The sequence below is a fragment of the Parvibaculum sp. genome, from assembly GCF_049671045.1.
Lineage (GTDB): Bacteria > Pseudomonadota > Alphaproteobacteria > Parvibaculales > Parvibaculaceae > Parvibaculum.
Genome location: NZ_JBATUH010000064.1, coordinates 47,319 through 63,946, shown reverse-complemented (window position 1 = coordinate 63,946; position 16,628 = coordinate 47,319). Strand labels below are relative to the sequence as shown.

Here is a 16,628-nt window from a genome sequence, read left to right as displayed (position 1 = left end):
GCGATGATGGCGGCCTCCGTGCGATTGCGCACGCCGAGCGCATGCAGGATCGCATTGACGTGCAGCTTCACCGTCGCGACCGATATGCCGAGAACCTGCGCGATCTCCTGATTGGAGCGGCCCTTGCCCAATTCGATCAGAACCTCGCGCTGGCGCGGCGTGAGCTTTTCCTGCCCACCCGCGATGAAGGCCTCCGGCGCCTCGGCAAACCCCTCCGGCCGCGAACTCAGCAGCGAATCGGGCACATACCGCCCGCCCATCTCGATGTGGCGCAGCGCGCTCTCGACCAGATTGACGCCGAGATCCTTCGGGATGAAGCCCCTGACGCCAAGTTCCATCGTCTCGCGCACGAAGCTCGGCGAATCCTTGTCGCTGAAAACGACCACCCGCGAAAGGGGCGTTGCCACGAGGCGGCGCAGCGCCTCGCGCCGGTCCGCCGTGCCCGGCCCCGCCAGTTCGACGAGGATGAGATCCGCCTCCTCCGGCCGGGCCTCGAAAAGCGCCTGCGCGCCCACGCTGACGTCGACGCTCGCGGCGCTGTCGAGCCGGCCGACAATGGCGGCAAGGCCGGCGCAATAGACGGGTTGCTCGCCGAGAATCAGAACGCGCATGGACGATGCCCCTTCGCTGGGCCCGCCGCCGGAGCGCCGGCCCGGGTCCCGAATTCGCCCGGAGCAATCATTGCGTGTATAACCTCGGCCACACAACCAATGACAACTTCCGGATGCAGTTGGAAGGGTTTTAGGCCCATTTTGGACCGAACGTAAATAGTCGGCGGGCAGTTTTTCCCACTCATGGATGAAAACTTTCGATAGCCGGCCACATGCATAGATCTATGCACTCAGGCCAGAGACTGGCGCTCTCTAGACCTCAAGCAATAAGGATGCCGCGCGCGGCCCGGGCGGGATTTGCGGGCGAATCGTGGCGATTCTCCCGTCCTGGCACGGCCAATCAGGGGCCGGAAACCGACTCATAGGCCCGTTTCTGGAATCGTTGCAGTATGGGAAAGGCTGACGTAGGGTGCCCACCCGTGAGCCGGGGCCCCGTAGCTCAGCCGGATAGAGCACCAGATTCCTAATCTGGGGGTCGCACGTTCGAATCGTGCCGGGGTCACCACCAATCGGGACGCGGGCCTGGCTCCCCAACCGAACGGAGAGTCCAGATGCAGGTTTGGAAGACCCGGGCGCGCTCGTCGAACAAGCGAAGCCTGCTCAAGACGCTGAGCTGGCGGACGACTGCAAGCATCGACACATTTCTGATCGCCTGGTTCGTCACCGGGGCGCCGCTCGCAGGGGGCGCCATAGCGCTCGGCGAGATTCTGACGAAGCTCGTCTGGTACTACCTGCACGAGCGCATCTGGGCCCATATCGATCTCGAATAGGAAAGGACGCCGCCTTCACTCGAAGCGCAGCGCCTCGATCGGGTCGAGCCGGGCGGCGCGGCGGGCCGGGAAATAGCCGAAGGCGACGCCCACCGCCGCCGAGAAGAAGAAGGCGATGACGATGACGCCCGGATCGGGCACAAAGGGTATGCCGATAAGCGCGGCCGCCGCCGCCGAAATGGCAAGCCCGATCGCGATGCCGAGAACGCCGCCCAGAAGCGAGATCGCGGACGCCTCGACAAGAAACTGCAACAGCACTTCGCGTTCATAGGCGCCGATGGCGAGGCGGATGCCGATTTCACGCGTCCGCTCCGTCACCGAAACGAGCATGATGTTCATGATGCCGATGCCGCCGACGACGAGGCTGATGGCGGCAACCGCGCCCAGAAAGGCGGTGAGCAGCATGGTCGTTCTTTCAACGAGATTTGAAATCTCGCGCATGTCCTGAACCTGAAAATCGTCGCTCTTGCCCTGCACGATGCGGCGGCGCTGCCGCAACAGCGCCTCGACGCCCGCGCGCACGCGCGAAATCGCCTGCTCGCTCCGTACAGAGAGGAAAATCATCGACACATCGTCCGTGCCGGAAATGCGGCGCTGAAAGGCGAGGATCGGCAGAATGACAACATCGTCCTGATCGTTGCCGAAGCCCGAGCTTCCCTTGCTCTGGAGCAGCCCCACGATCTCGCAGGAATTCGTGCCGATCCTGAGGCGCACGCCGAGGGGGCTCTGCTGGCCGAAGAGCTTGGCCCGCACGGTCGAGCCGATCATGCAGACGGCGCGGCCCGCGCGCTCCTCCGCCTCGTCGAAGAGACGCCCCTCCTCGACGCTCCACTGCCGCGCACGGAAATAGGCGCCCGTCGCGCCCGACACCGTGGTCGACCAGTTGGAATTGCCATAGACCGCGAGCGCGGTGCTGGTCGACATCGGCGCCACCGCCTCGAGCCCGTCGATGCCGCGCTCGATCGCGGCGACATCCGCGAGCTTGAAGGCGGCGGCACCAGCGCTCGGCCCATGCTGGCGGGCGCCGGGCATGACCATGAGCAGGTTCTTGCCGAGGCTCGAAATATCGCTGGCGACCTTGCGCTGCGCGCCGCCGCCAAGCGTCACCATGGCAATGACGGCGGCGACGCCGATCACGATGCCGAGCATGGTGAGGACGGAGCGCATCGCATTGCGGCGGATCTCGCGCAGGGAAAGCAGGAGCGTCTCGAGGAGCATGACCTACCCTCCCGCCTGCGGCGCGCCGGGCCCGGCCAGATCGGCCGCGATCCGCCCGTCGAGAAACCGCACCGCACGGCCGCAATAGGCCGCCATGTCGGGCTCATGCGTCACCATGACGATGGTGATACCCCGCTCGCGATTGAGGCGAAGCAGAAGCTCCATGATCTCGCGCGAACGCTGGGAATCGAGATTGCCGGTCGGCTCGTCGGCAAGGAGAAGGGCCGGCTCGCTCGCAATGGCACGCGCGATGGCGACACGCTGTTGCTGGCCGCCGGAAAGCTCGGCCGATGTGTGCGAGGCGCGATCGGCAAGACCGACCGCGGCCAGCGCCTCGCGCGCCCGCCTGTGCCGCTCGGCCCGCGGCACCCCGCGATAGATGAGCGGTAATTCGACATTCTCGAGCGCCGTCGTGCGCTTCAGGAGATTGAAGCCCTGAAACACGAAGCCGAGATAGTTGCGCCGCAGAAGGGCGCGCCGGTCGCGGTCGAGCCTGCCCGCATCGAGCCCGCGAAAGAGAAAGTCGCCGCCGCTCGGCGTATCGAGACAGCCCATGATGTTCATGCAGGTCGATTTGCCGGAGCCGCTCGGGCCCATGACGGCGACGAACTCACCGTCGCGGACGATGAAATCGACCCGGTCGAGCGCGCGAACTTCGGTTTCGCCGCGACCGTAGATTTTCGATACGCCGCGAAACTCGATGAGCGGCGGCTCCGTGCGGCGCGATGCCGCCCCGGTATTCATGCCTTCCCCGCTTCGGCCTTGACGTCGGTGAGGACTTCCGTGCCGGGCGCGATCTCGCCCCCGACAACCTCCGTATGCTGTCCATCCGTCAGCCCGAGATGAAGCGGAAGGGCGACCGGCGCGCCCTCCTTGAGCGTCCAGACATATTTCTCGACCGCGCCCTTGCCGTCCATGCGGGCGGCTGGAGGATTCAGGCCCGGCGGCGTGAAGCGCACCGCGCCATTCGGCACGAGCAGCACGTCCTTCTTTTCCGCCGTGATGATCTCCGCCGTCGCGGTCATGCCGGGACGGAGCGCGAGGTCTTCATTGTCCACGGTCAGGATCGCGACATAGGAGACGACGTTGTTCGTGGTGCTCGCGGCAAAGCGCACGCTCCTGATCCGCTCCTCGAAGCGCCTGTTGGGATAGGCATCGACGCTGAAGGTCGCCCTCTGCCCCTCGCGCACCTCGCCCACATCGGCTTCGTCGACCTTGACCTGAAGCTCCATGCGGCTGAGATCGCCTGCGAGCGTGAAGAGCTTCGGCGTCTCGAAGGTCGCGGCGACCGTCTGCCCCGGCTCGACATCGCGCGAGATGACGACACCGTCGATCGGCGACACGATGGTCGCCTTGGAGAGCGAGGTTTCATCGGCGGCAAGCTGCGCCTCGTTCGACTTCACCCTCGCCCTGGCGCTTGCGAGATTGGCCTCCGCCCGCTTGAGATCGGCGAGCGCCGCATCGAGATCGAGTTCCGAGATCGCGTTCTGCCGGGCGAGCATGCGGTAGCGCTTCAGCTTGGCCGCCGCCTCGATGCGCGTCGCCTCGGCCTGAAGCACGGCCGCCCGCGCTTCCTCGAGATTGGCCCTGGACTTCGCAACGGCGATCGCAAGCGAGGTTGTGTCGATCCTTGCGATGACATCTCCCGCCTTCACATGATCGTTGTGATCGACGAGCACCTTCTCGATCCGGCCCGAAACCTCGCTGCCGACCGTGACCGAAATCACGGGCTCGACCGTGCCCGTCGCCGTCACCGTGACGCGGAGATCGCCCCGCGCCACCGGCTCGCTCACATATTGGGCCGCATCGCCGCCGCCCGCGAGAAGCCGCCCACCGGCAAGGACGAGGAGCGCGAGGCCGAGCCCTCCGGCGAGCCGCTTATGCGCCTTCACCCAGGCAAGAATGCCCCGGCGCCCTGCCTCGCCCGGACGCAGGCCGAGCCGCGCCGCCACTTCGTCCCTCGTTTCCGTCATCGCCTGCCTGCGTACTCGCCCGATACCCGAACCTTGCCTCCGGGGACCATACCCCGCGGCGGCCGCCTTCTCATATACGGCATATGTTCCCGCGCAATGGCCCCGCGCCTCATCCGGGACAGGGGCCCCAAACATGATATAGCAGGGCTGGCAGAAGCCCTGCCGCGCGCATTTCGCCTCGCGCCGCCGCAGGCGCTGTGACATTCTTGCGACGCCGGGGGGAGCCGGCGGAAAACCGGAAGCAGCAGACGATTGCCATGCGGCGCATCCTGATCATCAAGCACGGCGCCTTTGGCGATGTGATCCAGTCTGAAGGCGCGCTGCGCGACATCCGCGAAAATCATCCCGGCGACGACATCACCGTTCTCACGACGCCGCTCTATCGCCGCATCTTCGAGCGCTGCCCATGGGTCGATCACGTCATGCTCGATCCGCGCGCGCCGCGCTGGCGCATCGACCTCATGTGGAAGCTCGGCAAGGAGTTGAAGGCCCGGAATTTCGACATGGTCTATGACCTGCAGAACTCCGCGCGCACCGCCTCCTATTTTCACTGGTTCTTCCAGCACACCAACTGGTCGGGAACGGCACCCGGATGCAGCCACCCGCACCGCGCGAGGAACCCGAAGAAAATCCGCACCCTCGACCGGCTCGCGGGCCAGCTCAAGGATGCGGGGCTCACAATCCGCCACACGCGAAAGCCCGATGTGTCATGGCTCGCCGACGACGTGACGGCGATCCTCGAAGGCGCTGGCGTGCGCGAGCCCTATATCATGCTCATCCCCGGCTGCTCGGCGCGCCACCCCGAAAAGCGCTGGCCCTATTATGCCGAACTCGCGGGCCGGCTGATCGCCGAGGGCCACGGGGTCGTAATGGCGCCGGGGCCCGATGAACTCGAACTCGCGCAGACGATCCCCGGCATCAAGCTCAGGGCCTCGCGCGGATTCTTCAGCTGGTTCGAGCTTGCGGGGCTCCTGAAGCGCGCGGCCTTCGTCGTCGGCAACGATACGGGGCCGAGCCACCTCGCCTCGCATCTCGGCACGCAGGGGCTCGCGCTCTTCGGCGACTATGCGCCCGCCGCCCTCACCGGCATCGAGCGCGAGAATTTCGCCGTGATCGAGGTCCAGCAACTCGCGGCGCTGCCGGTCGAGCGCGTGCTCGACGAAATCCATCTGCGCGTGAAACTCGAGCGCAGCCCGGCCTAGCTGAATTCCGTATAGGATTTTTCCTCGACGATGGCCGAGCCCGTGAGAAGGTTGATCTCCTTTTTCAGCGCGGCCCGCTTGTCGTTCTGCTTATAGACGGAACGCGCGAGCGCGACGAATTCCCCGCCGAAATCCCTGTCCGCCTCGCACTGCCTGATGTCGTCCTCGATGATCCAGAGCGCCTCGTTGACCGCCTTGAGCTGGGCCTCGAGCCGGGCGAGTTCCGCCGTGGCCGGAATATGCGCGGCGCGCGCGGCATTGAGTATGCCAAGCTCGTGACGCACGTTTCTGAGCTTCTCCACATCGCTCATGCGTTCGGATTTGATCTCCAGAATGGTGATCTTGTCGATCAGTTCGCCGGGGCCGACCTCGATGAGGATCGGCCTCGCTTCGCTCTTGCGGATCATGCTGACAGTGTCTCGTTTCGGTGAAATTGGCGTGGATTGAAACCAGATGCTCTTATAACGGACCGATAATCGCGTTTCATCTCTTGGTTTCTGCGTTCAATCCCTGCAAACTGTCCATAATGGGGAAGGGCCGGGGAACTCGATGTCGCTGATCGCGCGCATTGTCGAGCATCTGCGCGGCAGGCTGGAAATGCCTGAGCGGCGTTCGGCCATGCGCTCGTCCGAACCGTGGCTCTTCGTGGCGATCGGCGGCACCGAGCATCGCGCCCGGGACTGGTCGGCGGGCGGCGTCTGCATCGAAACCTTCAGGGGCGAGGCCGCGATCGGCGAGATCCTCTCGGGCACGCTGCGCTGGCACAAGCGCGAGCGCGGCCGCCCCTTCGCCGCCGAGGTCATGCGCATCGAGCCCGGCGGCGTCCTCGCGCTGCGCTGGCTCGACCTGCCTGAACGCATCCTCGACGAAATGGACGCGCGGCAGGAATAGCGCCGCGCCGCACTCGCGCTCGCCATGGCTCCCGCGCTAATCTTCTCCCAACGAAAAACCGCAGGGAGAAAGACATGGCTTACGAAACGCTCAGCATCCGCAAGGAAGGCCCCGTCGACTGGCTGACCCTCAACCGGCCCGAGGCGCTGAACTCGATCAATCCGAAAATGACGGAGGAGCTTCAGGACTATTTCGGCAAGCTCTATACCGACCATTCCGTTCGCATCGTCGTGATGAAGGGCGCGGGCCGCGCCTATTGCGCCGGTCTCGACCTCAAGGCGAGCGCCATATCGCGCACCGAGCCCGGCGCCAATTCGGGCGGCGTCGTCGCGGGCCTCAGGGGGCAGCGCGCGATTTCGGAAATCGTCATGCGCATGCGCCGCTGCCCGCAGGCGATCATCAGCCTCGTGCATGGGCCGGCATGCGGCGGCGGCTTCGCCTTCGCGCTCGCTTCCGACATCCGCATCGCGGGCGAGAGCGCGCGCATGAACGCAGCCTTCATCCGCATCGGCCTTTCCGCCTGCGATATCGGCGTCTCCTATTTCCTGCCCCGCCTTGTCGGCGTTTCGGTCGCGTCCGAACTCATGATGACCGGCCGCTTCATCAATGCGGCGCGCGCCGAGCGCGTGGGCCTCGTTTCGGAAGTCGTGCCGGACGATGAGCTCGAGGAAGCCGCCCGCCCCTATATCGAGGAGATGCTCGCGACCTCGCCCATCGGGCTCCGCCTCACCAAGGAATGTCTCAACATGTCGATCGATGCCGGAAGCCTCGAGGCCGCCATCGCCATGGAGGACCGCAACCAGATCCTCTGTGCCCAGACGAACGACATGAAGGAAGGGATCGCCGCTTTCCTGCAGAAGCGCAAGCCCGAATTCACCAATAGCTGAGAGCGGAGAGAACGCATGGGCGATGAAGGCGCGGCCACGGGCGAGGTGAACAAGGAAACAGTGCGTCTCTATGTGGCGGCCTTCAACGCCGGCGACTTCGGCCGGCTGCGCGCGCTCTTCACCGCCGATGCGGTGATCCAGGGCGTGCTCGGCTGGGGCAATATCGACGAGGTGGCGATGCCGGTCTGGCGCGATCTCCATGCCGCCTATGGGCTCAACCTCACCATCGAGGACATGGTGGCGGAAGGAAACACGGTCGCCGCGCGCTACACCGAGCGCGGCACTTTCCGCGCGCCCTTCCGGGGGAGCGAGCCCACGGGCAAGTCATATGAACTCGTGGCGATGGAGTGGTTCGAGATGAAGGACGGAAAGATCGCGCGGCGCTGGGGTGCGCGGGATAGCGCCTCGATGCAGCGGCAGCTTGCGCCATGAGGCCGCTCCTCAACCGCGCCAGCCCGCGCGTCATGGCGCGCCTCAACCGCGCAATTGCGGTGGCGGCGTTCGGCGTGGCCGCTCTTGCCCTCCCCGCTCTCGCTCACGCCGAAAGCTACGACCGCATGCGCTATGAGGCGACGCTGAAGGACATCGCCGCCATGCAGGCGGAACTCGTGACACTGGCGGACAAGATCAAAACGGGCCTCGATGCGGAGGCGGCAAAGCCTCTTGCCACCCATGCCGGGACGCGCCTCGCCTCGCTGCGGAAGATGCTGATGGAGGCGTCGCTCGCCGACCGGCCGCGCGGCGTCGGCGCCAGGGACGCGCGGCCCTATGCGCGCTGCATCCTCTGGCGCGCGGGCGATCTCGAAGACGACGCGCAGGACCTGGCGACCAACCTCGCCATGATCGCGCGCGGCGCGGCGAAGACGGATCTCATTCCGCTCGACCGCGCCGGGATCGCCGCAAAAGCCCCCCGCAAGGGCTGCCCTGGCTGACAAGCGCCTCCCGGGGAACCGTCACCCCGCACTTGACGCAGGGTCCATCTTCGCCCCTCGGCTCGGCCCCCGAAACACCGCCCCCGAAACACCGCCCCCGAAAGAATGAAGGGGAGCGAAGCGGCGGTGATGTCGCGTTGATTTATGTTGCAGGGATTTGAATTGCGGGCGTTGCGCGCCTTCCCTCGCTTCGCACACAGCGGATTTTGGCCTACACCGAACCCACCTCGGACACCGCCACTTTCATCGGCCGCGGCTCCGGCCGGTCATAGTGCCGTCTCCCCTTACGGACCTTCCGGGCCTTGCGGCTGGTTGCCCGCAAGGCGCAGAACGCTGCCTTGACGTTCCCCACGCATTCGGCCAGTCCGGACGCGCCGTTCGCGGAGCGAGACGGAATTGATATGGTGTGTACGGAGCGAGGGGGGATAAGAATTCCAATATTTCTGTCCGCCCGTCACGGCCCGGCTTGACCGGGCCATCCAACTTCATGCTCGCGTCAGCGCCGCAAGATGGATCCCCCGATCAAGTCGGGGGACGACGAGTTTATAACCCCGCGCCGATCCACACTCAACCCGTATTGCAAGCATTGCAGCAATAATAGCAGCCATTCGATCGCAAATAATACTTCTTGGCCTCACGAACGGCAGGGGTGCAGGAATCAAATTCTCCCAAGTACAATCTATTTTCCTCGCGTGGCAGAAATGAGCAAGTTGTAACATGCACCTCATGATCGCCATTTGATTGCGCGCTCATGTTGACATAGTAACGAGACATATCAGCCTCCCTGGCAAAAATAGGTCATCGCACTCAAATACTGTCAATTACAAACATAATTTCATACAATCTGTAAACAGAATATTTCTATTCCAAGGAAGCACATGCTACCGAAATGCCGATGGGTTCGCCGACGGCGAGGTGAAGGCGATGGGAACATGAGATGACGGAACATATTATCAAGCTACCCGGAGGCGAATGGACCTTCGACGATAGCCGTCCCTTGGGTGCCGAGGGTGGGTTTGGCGAAGTATTCGCCGGGACCGGGCAGACCGGGCAGGTCGCAGTTAAACGATTGAAGATAAGTGCAGCACAAGCCGCCCACCGAGAACTAAACATCGGCAACGAATTAATGCGCCGTGATTTGGCGCATATCGTGCCGGTCTTGGACGCGGGACAAGATGCGGAATCTGATCGCTACTTTCTGGTTATGCCACGTTGCGAACACAGCTTGCAGGACAAGATAAACGCAGCACCAGATGGGATCGACTTCGAACTAATTCGAAAAGCACTTAAAGAAATCGTGAGTGGGCTGCAGGAAGTGCATGACATCACGCATCGCGATCTCAAGCCATCCAACGTCTTGCTTCATGGGGGCGCTTGGAAGATCGCGGATTTTGGGATTGCCAAATTTGTCGAAGATTCAACCTCATTAGAAACGCTTCGCGGGGCGCTTACACCACTATATGCAGCTCCCGAACAATGGCGAGGGGAACGCTCGACAACTGCAACTGACGTTTATGCGCTTGGTTGCATAGTTCATGCAATTGCGACAGGGCGTCCTCCATTTGGAGGGTCATTGGATCAAATTCGCGAACAACATTTAAATGTCGCACCGCCACAAATAGATCGGCTTCCGCCAAGGATCGCGGCATTCGTTTCGCAGATGCTACGCAAGCCTCCCGAAGCACGACCGACGTTGTCTCGCTGCAATCAAGTCTTTGCTGAAATAGAACGCGAACAAAAGAAGGCCCACTCCTCGTTACATGCTCTGGCCGAGGCGGCAAAAAAAGTTGCAGCGATTGAAGCAGAAGAGGAGGCAAAACGGTCATCGGAGGCCGACCGCAGGAAGAGGCATGAAGCATTATTTGCTGACGCCTCACGGGAGCTTACCGGCATTCGCGACAGATTATTTTCACAAGTCAAACATCTGTCGGACAGCGTGGTCATGGTCAGCAAAGTCGAACTCCGGTTCGGCGTTGGCACAACATTTCTCAGCAATGCCAAGACTATTGACGAACGATCCATTTCAATCCGCACAGGGAGAAAAGCGTATGGCAGTTCCGGCTGGCACGTGATTGGTTGGTCAACAATTGGGACTACATGCCAATCGAAAGATTACACTTACAGATGGTCCGCGAGTCTACTTTTTGCCGATCGGAACGACGGCATCGGCCATCGATGGTATGAGATGGCATTTTGGAGCTTTAAAGGCGGTCCATCCGGCTTTGAACCTTATGCAATTGATGGAGATGACACAGACGTCGACTTGGCTCTTAGCAATGGCATACACAGCGTAAATTTGGCATATGGGCCTTACCCAATAGACGGAGAAGATGAACACGATTTCCAGAATCGATGGATCGGGTTGATCGCCAGAGCAGCTACGGGTGACCTTGGGCGACCGAATTCGATGCCTATAACACAATGGCCATCATAGATTCCTAGCGTCAGCCCACTTGCCTTCCCTAGCGTCATATAGCAGTATCTCGCTTCCTTACTGACATTATTGAAAGCTACGGAGCGAGCCCATGCCGAGCTACAAGGCGCCGGTCGAAGATTTTCTGTTTCTCTTCCACGAACTTCTCGAGATCGAGAAGCGGACCGACCTGCCCGGCTTCGCCGAGCTGACGCCCGACATGACGAGCGCGATCCTCGAGGGCGGCGCGAAGTTCTGCGAGGAAGTCCTCCAGCCGCTCAACCAGTCGGGCGACGAGGAAGGCTGCTACCTCGAAAACGGCGTCGTGCGCACGCCCAAGGGCTTCAAGGAAGCCTTCCGCGCCTATGCCGATGGCGGCTGGAACAAGCTCGGCGTCGCCGAGGAACTGGGCGGCGCGAACCTTCCCTCCGTCATCACCTTCGCCTTCTCGGAGATGGGCTCGTCGTCCAATCAGGCCTTCGCGATGTATCCCGGTCTCACCGGCGCCGCGCTTGGCGCACTCTGGGCGACGGGCGAGGACTGGATGCGCCAGCATGTGGCCCAGCGCATGGCCGATGGCGACTGGGCGGGCACCATGTGCCTCACCGAGCCCCATTGCGGCACCGACCTCAAGCTCATGAAGACGCGCGCAGTCAAGCAGGATGACGGCACCTACCGCATCACCGGCACGAAGATCTTCATCTCGGGCGGCGATCAGGACATCACCGAGAACATCATCCACATGGTGATCGCGAAGCTGCCGAACGAGGAAGGCAAATATGTCGACGATCTCTCGACGGTGAACTTCTTCATGGTGCCGAAGATGCTGGTCGATCCCGAGACCGGCGAGATCAAGGGCCCGAACGGCGTCACCTGCGGCTCGGTCGAGAAGAAGATGGGCATCAAGGGCAACGCGACCTGCGTGCTCAACTTCGACAATGCCGTCGCCTACCACCTCAAGGGCCGTGCGCCCGAGAAGAAGGCCGAGGACGGCAAGGTCGTGAAGTCGAAGTCGGCCGGCATGGCCGGCATGTTCGGCATGATGAACGGCGCGCGCATGGGCGTCGGCATCCAGGGCATCGCCGCGGGCGAGGTCGCCTATCAGAACGGCGTCGCCTATGCGACGGAGCGGCTCGCCGGCCGCGCGCTCACCGGCGCGAAGAATCCGGACGGCCCCGCCGACCCGATCATCGTCTTCCCCGACGTGCGCCGCCTGCTCATCGCCTCGCGCAGCTTCGTCGAGGGCGCCCGCGCGCTCGCCATGTATGTCTCCTTCCTCTTCTCGGTCGCGCGCTCGAGCCCGGACGAGAAGGAGCGCCAGGAGGCCGAGGATCTGAGCCAGCTCTTCACGCCGGTCATCAAGGCCTATTTCACCGACAAGGGCTTCGAGGCGGCCAATGCCTCGATGCAGGTCTTCGGCGGCCATGGCTATATCCGCGACAACGGCATGGAGCAGTTCGTGCGCGATGCGCGCATCAACCAGGTCTATGAAGGCGCGAACGGCATCCAGGCCCTCGACCTCGTCGCCCGCAAGATGACCATGAAGGGCGGCCGCGCGACGCTCACCTTCTTCGGCAAGCTCGAAGCCTTCATCAAGGAGAACGAGGGCGACGCCGAAATGGCGCCCTTCATCGCGCCGCTGAAGACGGGCTATGCCCGCCTCGGCGAGGCGGCCGGCTGGCTCATGCAGAACGCGCCCAGGAACTACGACAATGCGGGCGCCGCCTCCTACGACATCCTCAACATCTTCGGCACGGTGACGCTCGCCTGGATGTGGGCGCAGATGGCGAAGGTCGCGCAGGCGAAGCTCAAGGCCGGCACCGAGCGACCCGACTTCTACAAGCGCAAGCTCACGCTCGCCCGCTACTGGATGGAGCGCGAAGTGCCGATGACCGCCGCCTGGCTCGAGCGCGCCAAGGCCGGCGCCGACGGGCTCATGGAACTCGACGTCGCCAATTTCTGATCGGGCACGCCCCTGAACACATAAAGGGCGCTCCCCTCGCGAGATCGAGGGAGCGCCCTTTTTCTTTCGGCCCGCCGCATGGCCGCCATCTTTTGCTCCTATGTGCTGCGCATCGACCGGGGCACTGTTCACAGCCCCGACTTCACGTCAGAATATCGCCCGTGCAGACCATCGTTCCGATCTCCCCGCCTGCCGACGGCGCGGCGCTCATCGCGCCGATCGTCTTCCTGGCGGCTGCCGTCATCGCCGTGCCGATCTTCAGGCGGCTGCGGCTGGGGAGCATCGTCGGCTATCTCGCCGCCGGCATCGCCATAGGCCCGCAGGGGTTCGGCTTCTTCAGCGACTCGCAGGCCGTGCTCGCCTTTGCCGAGCTTGGCGTCGTCATGCTGCTCTTCATCATCGGCCTCGAGCTCAAGCTCTCGCGGCTCTGGTCGATGCGCCGCGACATTGTCGGCCTCGGCCTCGTGCAACTGCTCGCCTGCGGCGCGGCGCTCGGCCTCATCGCCCATATGGCGGGCCTCGGGCCCCGCGGCGCGATCATCGCCGGGCTCGGCCTCGCCCTTTCATCGACCGCCTTCGCCGCGCCGCTGATGGAGGAGCGCGGCGAGCTGACCGCGCCCTATGGCCAGCGCGCCTTCGCGATCCTGCTCATGCAGGACCTCGCCATCGTCCCCCTGCTCGCCCTCGTCGCGCTCATCGCGCCGGGAGGAAAGGCGCCGACCGGCGGCATCGGCCAGACGCTGATCGAGCTTGCCGCCGTCGTCGCCGTCGTGCTCAGCGCGCGCTACCTGCTAAATCCGCTCTTCCGCATCCTCGCCAATGCGATGGCCCGCGAGATCATGACGGCCGCCGCCCTTCTCGTCGTGCTCGGCGCGGCGATGATCATGAAGGCCGCCGGCCTCTCAATGGCCATGGGCGCCTTCCTTGCCGGCGTGCTGCTCGCCGAATCGAGCTTCCGCCATGAACTCGAGGCCGACATCGAGCCCTTCCGCGGCCTGCTGCTCGGGCTGTTCTTCATCGCGGTCGGCATGGGCATCGACATCGAACTCGTCGCGGCCAACGCCGCCTTCGTCGTCCTCGGCGTGCTGATCCTCATGCTCGTCAAGACCGCGCTCATCTATGGCCTCGCGCGGATCTCCGGCTCGCCGCACAACGATGCGCTGCGGATCGGCAGCGTGCTGTCGCAGGGGGGCGAATTCGCCTTCGTACTCTTCAGCGCAGCCGCCGCGGCAAGCGTGATGACGGAGAAGAATTCGAGCCTCCTCATCGCCGTCGTCACCATTTCGCTCGCGCTGACGCCGCTTGCCTACGCGCTCGCCAATCGCGCCGCCCGCCCCGCCGCCGACCGCGAGCCCGACGCCGATTTCTCCGACGCTCATGGCAAGGTCATCATCATCGGCTTCGGCCGCTTCGGGCAGGTGGTGGCGCAGTTTCTCATGTCGCAGGGCGTGGAGGTGACGGCGATCGACCATAATGTCGAGCAGATACGCGCCGCCGCCCGCTTCGGCTTCCGCGTCTATTACGGCGACGGCACGCGGCTCGACGTGTTGCGCGCGGCAGGCGCGGCGGACGCCTCGCTCATCGCGCTCTGCGTGGTGAAGCCCGATGTGGCGCTCCGCATCGTTGATCTCATCCAGGCGCATTTCCCGCTGGCCAGGCTCTATGTCCGCTCGCGCGACCGGCGCCACGCGCTCGACCTGCTCAAGCGCAATGTCGATTACCAGATCCGGGAAACCTACGAATCCGCCGTGGCCTTTGGCGTCGCCGCTCTGAAGGCGCTCGGCTTCTCGCCCGAGGCCGTGCGCGATGTCGAAGCGGAAATGCGCCGCCGCGACGAGGAGCGCCTCGCCCTCCAGCTCGCCGAGGGCATGATGGCGGGCGCCCACCTCATGCATACGAAGCCCGTCCTCCCCGAACCCCTAATCGAGCCGCGCCATCAGGGCCGCGCGCTCAATCCGGAAGCGGAAGCCGCGACGAACCCCTCCGAGCCTCTCCCCTCCAGCGTCGGCAGCAGCGCCGGAAACTGACCGCAAGCTGAAGTGCCGGGGCGGCATTCGAGAGGTGACGCAGCGGCCGGGCCACGATAGCTTGCCCCCCATTGACACTCAGGCGGGGAAGTCTCCATGAAAAATCTGTTCAATATCGAAGGCAAGGTCGCGCTCGTCACCGGCGGCTCGCGCGGCATCGGTGAGATGATCGCGACGGGCTTCGTCGAAGCCGGCGCGAAAGTCTATATCTCGGCGCGCAAGGCGCAGGCCTGCAACGAGCTTGCCGAAGAACTCTCGAAAAAGGGCACCTGCATCTCGCTCCCCTTCGATCTCGGCACCGTGCAGGGCATCGAAGGGCTCGCCAGCGAACTGGCCAGGCGCGAGGAGAAGCTCGACATCCTCGTCAACAATGCGGGCGCCGCCTGGGGCGAGCCCATCGACCAGTATTCCGAGAGCGGCTGGGACAAGGTGATGTCCATCAACCTCAAGGGCCCGTTCTTTGTCACACAGAAGCTGCTGCCGCTACTGCGCAAGGCCGCGACCTATGAAGACCCGGCGCGCGTCATCAACATCGCCTCGATCAACGGCATCCAGCCGCCGGAACTCGAAACCTATGCCTACTCCTCCTCCAAGGCCGGCTGCATCATGCTCACGCGGCATCTGGCGGGCCGTCTCGCGCGCGAGAACATCCTCGTCAACGCGATCGCGCCAGGGCCCTTCCCGAGCCAGATGATGAAGGCGACGCTCGAAACCTTCGGCGATGCGATCAAGGCCTCCAATCCGAGAAAGCGCATCGGGACGCCCGAGGACATCGCCGGCGTCGCCATCTTCCTTTCCTCGCGCGCCTCGGCCTATACGACGGGGGCCGTCATCCCCTGCGACGGCGGCGCGGCGGAAGTCTGATCATATGGCCCTCGGTCATCGGACCGACGCGAAACCATGTCACGATCGGTCCGACGATCGAAGGAGGCTCATCATGAGAAATATGCTGTTCGCCGCGGGACTGCTCGCGGCGAGCCTCGCCTTTCCGGCGGGCGCGTTTGCGGCCGGTGAACCGGCCGTGCCGGATCTGCTGAAGATCCTGCCCTGCCCGCCGCAAAGCGATGTGAAGCCCGGCGCGGGGCTCGCCTGCGCTCAGGACCCCGCCCTTCAGAAGCGCGATTATCAGGCCGTGCTCGACGCGCAGAAGAATGCGGACGAGGAAGAGAAGAAACTCGCCATAGCCGACGGGGCAAGGCCCTCGCTCGCCCAGTTCGGCCGCCCGATCTGGCAGGAGATCGCCGCGCCCGCCTGCGCCATCGCGCCGGAGATCGCGACCGCCCCGGACGATCAGGCGCTCGCCGCGACCCTGCCCGCGACCGTCGATCTCATCCACGCCATGACGAAGGACAGCATCATGGCCGTCGATGGCGCGAAGCAGGCCTATGGCCGCCTGCGCCCCTATCAGGCGGAGATCGAGGGTCTGCCGCGCATCTCCGCGTTGCTGCCGACCGACAATCTGAAGAAGAGCCCCTCCTATCCGAGCGGGCACACGGCCTTCGCCTATGAGACGGCGCTGGTGCTCGCCAGCCTTCTGCCCGAGGCGCAGGACAGGATCTATGTGCGGGCGGAGCAATACAGCCGCAACCGCCTCGTCGCGGGCGTTCACTTCCCCAGCGATGTCGAACAGGGCCGCCTGAGCGGTGCGCTCGTCGCAGCGGCCTTCATGCAGCGCGAGGATTTCCGCGCGAAGCTCGAAAAGGCAAGGCCGGAACTGCGCAAGGCCCTCTGTCAGTAAAGC

At 64.1% G+C, this 16,628-nt stretch carries 16 protein-coding genes and 1 tRNA gene; 12 read left to right on the top strand and 5 right to left on the bottom strand.

What is annotated here, in order from left to right; genetic code table 11:
- Nucleotides 1-611 (bottom strand): LuxR C-terminal-related transcriptional regulator (locus WBG82_RS07945; RefSeq protein WP_424423456.1); only part of this gene is annotated, 611 nt, incomplete at its 3' end.
- A gap of 428 nt (nucleotides 612-1,039) precedes the next feature.
- On the opposite strand from WBG82_RS07945, the gene WBG82_RS07940 reads away from it, so the two are divergent.
- Together WBG82_RS07940 and WBG82_RS07935 are read left to right on the top strand one after the other, a co-directional pair.
- Nucleotides 1,040-1,116, top strand: a tRNA-Arg gene (locus tag WBG82_RS07940).
- 46 nt (nucleotides 1,117-1,162) lie between these two features.
- Nucleotides 1,163-1,381: a DUF2061 domain-containing protein gene (locus tag WBG82_RS07935; protein WP_424423453.1), complete on the top strand. Its 219-nt coding sequence runs from the start codon at nucleotides 1,163-1,165 to the stop codon at nucleotides 1,379-1,381.
- A 15-nt stretch (nucleotides 1,382-1,396) separates the two neighbouring features.
- Here the strand turns inward: WBG82_RS07935 and WBG82_RS07930 are convergent, their stop codons facing one another.
- Genes WBG82_RS07930 through WBG82_RS07920 form a run of 3 tightly spaced genes read right to left on the bottom strand, consistent with a single transcriptional unit; the run spans nucleotide 1,397 to nucleotide 4,572 of the window.
- Nucleotides 1,397-2,599: an ABC transporter permease gene (locus WBG82_RS07930; protein WP_424423450.1), complete on the bottom strand. Its 1,203-nt coding sequence runs from the start codon at nucleotides 2,597-2,599 to the stop codon at nucleotides 1,397-1,399.
- Nucleotides 2,600-2,602: 3 nt separating this feature from the next.
- Nucleotides 2,603-3,343 (bottom strand): ABC transporter ATP-binding protein, encoded by a 741-nt coding sequence (locus WBG82_RS07925; RefSeq protein ID WP_424423447.1) that lies wholly within the window; start codon nucleotides 3,341-3,343, stop codon nucleotides 2,603-2,605.
- Nucleotides 3,340-4,572, bottom strand: coding sequence for an efflux RND transporter periplasmic adaptor subunit (locus tag WBG82_RS07920; RefSeq protein WP_424423444.1), 1,233 nt, complete (start codon nucleotides 4,570-4,572; stop codon nucleotides 3,340-3,342). Before WBG82_RS07920 ends, WBG82_RS07925 begins: the two co-directional genes overlap by 4 nt.
- 257 nt (nucleotides 4,573-4,829) lie before the next feature.
- On the opposite strand from WBG82_RS07920, the gene WBG82_RS07915 reads away from it, so the two are divergent.
- Entirely contained in the window at nucleotides 4,830-5,774 is a 945-nt protein-coding gene (locus WBG82_RS07915) for a glycosyltransferase family 9 protein (protein ID WP_424423442.1), read from the top strand.
- Here the strand turns inward: WBG82_RS07915 and WBG82_RS07910 are convergent.
- On the bottom strand, nucleotides 5,771-6,181 hold the full coding sequence (locus WBG82_RS07910) for a DUF6165 family protein (RefSeq protein WP_424423439.1): 411 nt from the start codon (nucleotides 6,179-6,181) through the stop codon (nucleotides 5,771-5,773). The two genes, WBG82_RS07915 and WBG82_RS07910, sit on opposite strands and share 4 nt — an antisense overlap.
- Nucleotides 6,182-6,323: 142 nt before the next feature.
- Here WBG82_RS07910 and WBG82_RS07905 point away from each other — a divergent pair, with 142 nt between their 5' ends.
- The 9 genes from WBG82_RS07905 to WBG82_RS07865 all read left to right on the top strand — a co-directional run bounded on the left by WBG82_RS07905 (nucleotide 6,324) and on the right by WBG82_RS07865 (nucleotide 16,625).
- Nucleotides 6,324-6,665, top strand: coding sequence for a PilZ domain-containing protein (locus WBG82_RS07905; RefSeq protein ID WP_424423436.1), 342 nt, complete (start codon nucleotides 6,324-6,326; stop codon nucleotides 6,663-6,665).
- 74 nt (nucleotides 6,666-6,739) lie between these two features.
- Complete coding sequence (locus WBG82_RS07900) at nucleotides 6,740-7,552, top strand: enoyl-CoA hydratase/isomerase family protein (RefSeq protein ID WP_424423434.1); 813 nt, start codon at nucleotides 6,740-6,742, stop codon at nucleotides 7,550-7,552.
- 15 nt (nucleotides 7,553-7,567) lie between these two features.
- On the top strand, nucleotides 7,568-7,984 hold the full coding sequence (locus WBG82_RS07895; RefSeq protein ID WP_424423431.1) for an ester cyclase: 417 nt from the start codon (nucleotides 7,568-7,570) through the stop codon (nucleotides 7,982-7,984).
- Nucleotides 7,981-8,484 carry a hypothetical protein gene (locus tag WBG82_RS07890; RefSeq protein WP_424423428.1) on the top strand — a complete coding sequence of 168 codons (504 nt, stop codon included), beginning with the start codon at nucleotides 7,981-7,983 and terminating at the stop codon, nucleotides 8,482-8,484. The genes WBG82_RS07895 and WBG82_RS07890 overlap by 4 nt, the downstream gene beginning before the upstream one ends.
- A 937-nt stretch (nucleotides 8,485-9,421) precedes the next feature.
- Nucleotides 9,422-10,918 (top strand): protein kinase domain-containing protein, encoded by a 1,497-nt coding sequence (locus tag WBG82_RS07885; RefSeq protein ID WP_424423426.1) that lies wholly within the window; start codon nucleotides 9,422-9,424, stop codon nucleotides 10,916-10,918.
- Between the two features lie 91 nt (nucleotides 10,919-11,009).
- On the top strand, nucleotides 11,010-12,860 hold the full coding sequence (locus WBG82_RS07880) for an acyl-CoA dehydrogenase C-terminal domain-containing protein (protein WP_424423423.1): 1,851 nt from the start codon (nucleotides 11,010-11,012) through the stop codon (nucleotides 12,858-12,860).
- 161 nt (nucleotides 12,861-13,021) lie between these two features.
- Nucleotides 13,022-14,887, top strand: coding sequence for a monovalent cation:proton antiporter-2 (CPA2) family protein (locus WBG82_RS07875; protein WP_424423421.1), 1,866 nt, complete (start codon nucleotides 13,022-13,024; stop codon nucleotides 14,885-14,887).
- A 96-nt stretch (nucleotides 14,888-14,983) separates the two neighbouring features.
- Nucleotides 14,984-15,751, top strand: coding sequence for an SDR family oxidoreductase (locus WBG82_RS07870; RefSeq protein ID WP_424423418.1), 768 nt, complete (start codon nucleotides 14,984-14,986; stop codon nucleotides 15,749-15,751).
- A 73-nt stretch (nucleotides 15,752-15,824) separates the two neighbouring features.
- Complete coding sequence (locus WBG82_RS07865; RefSeq protein WP_424423415.1) at nucleotides 15,825-16,625, top strand: phosphatase PAP2 family protein; 801 nt, start codon at nucleotides 15,825-15,827, stop codon at nucleotides 16,623-16,625.
- The last annotated feature ends 3 nt before the right edge of the window (nucleotides 16,626-16,628 follow it).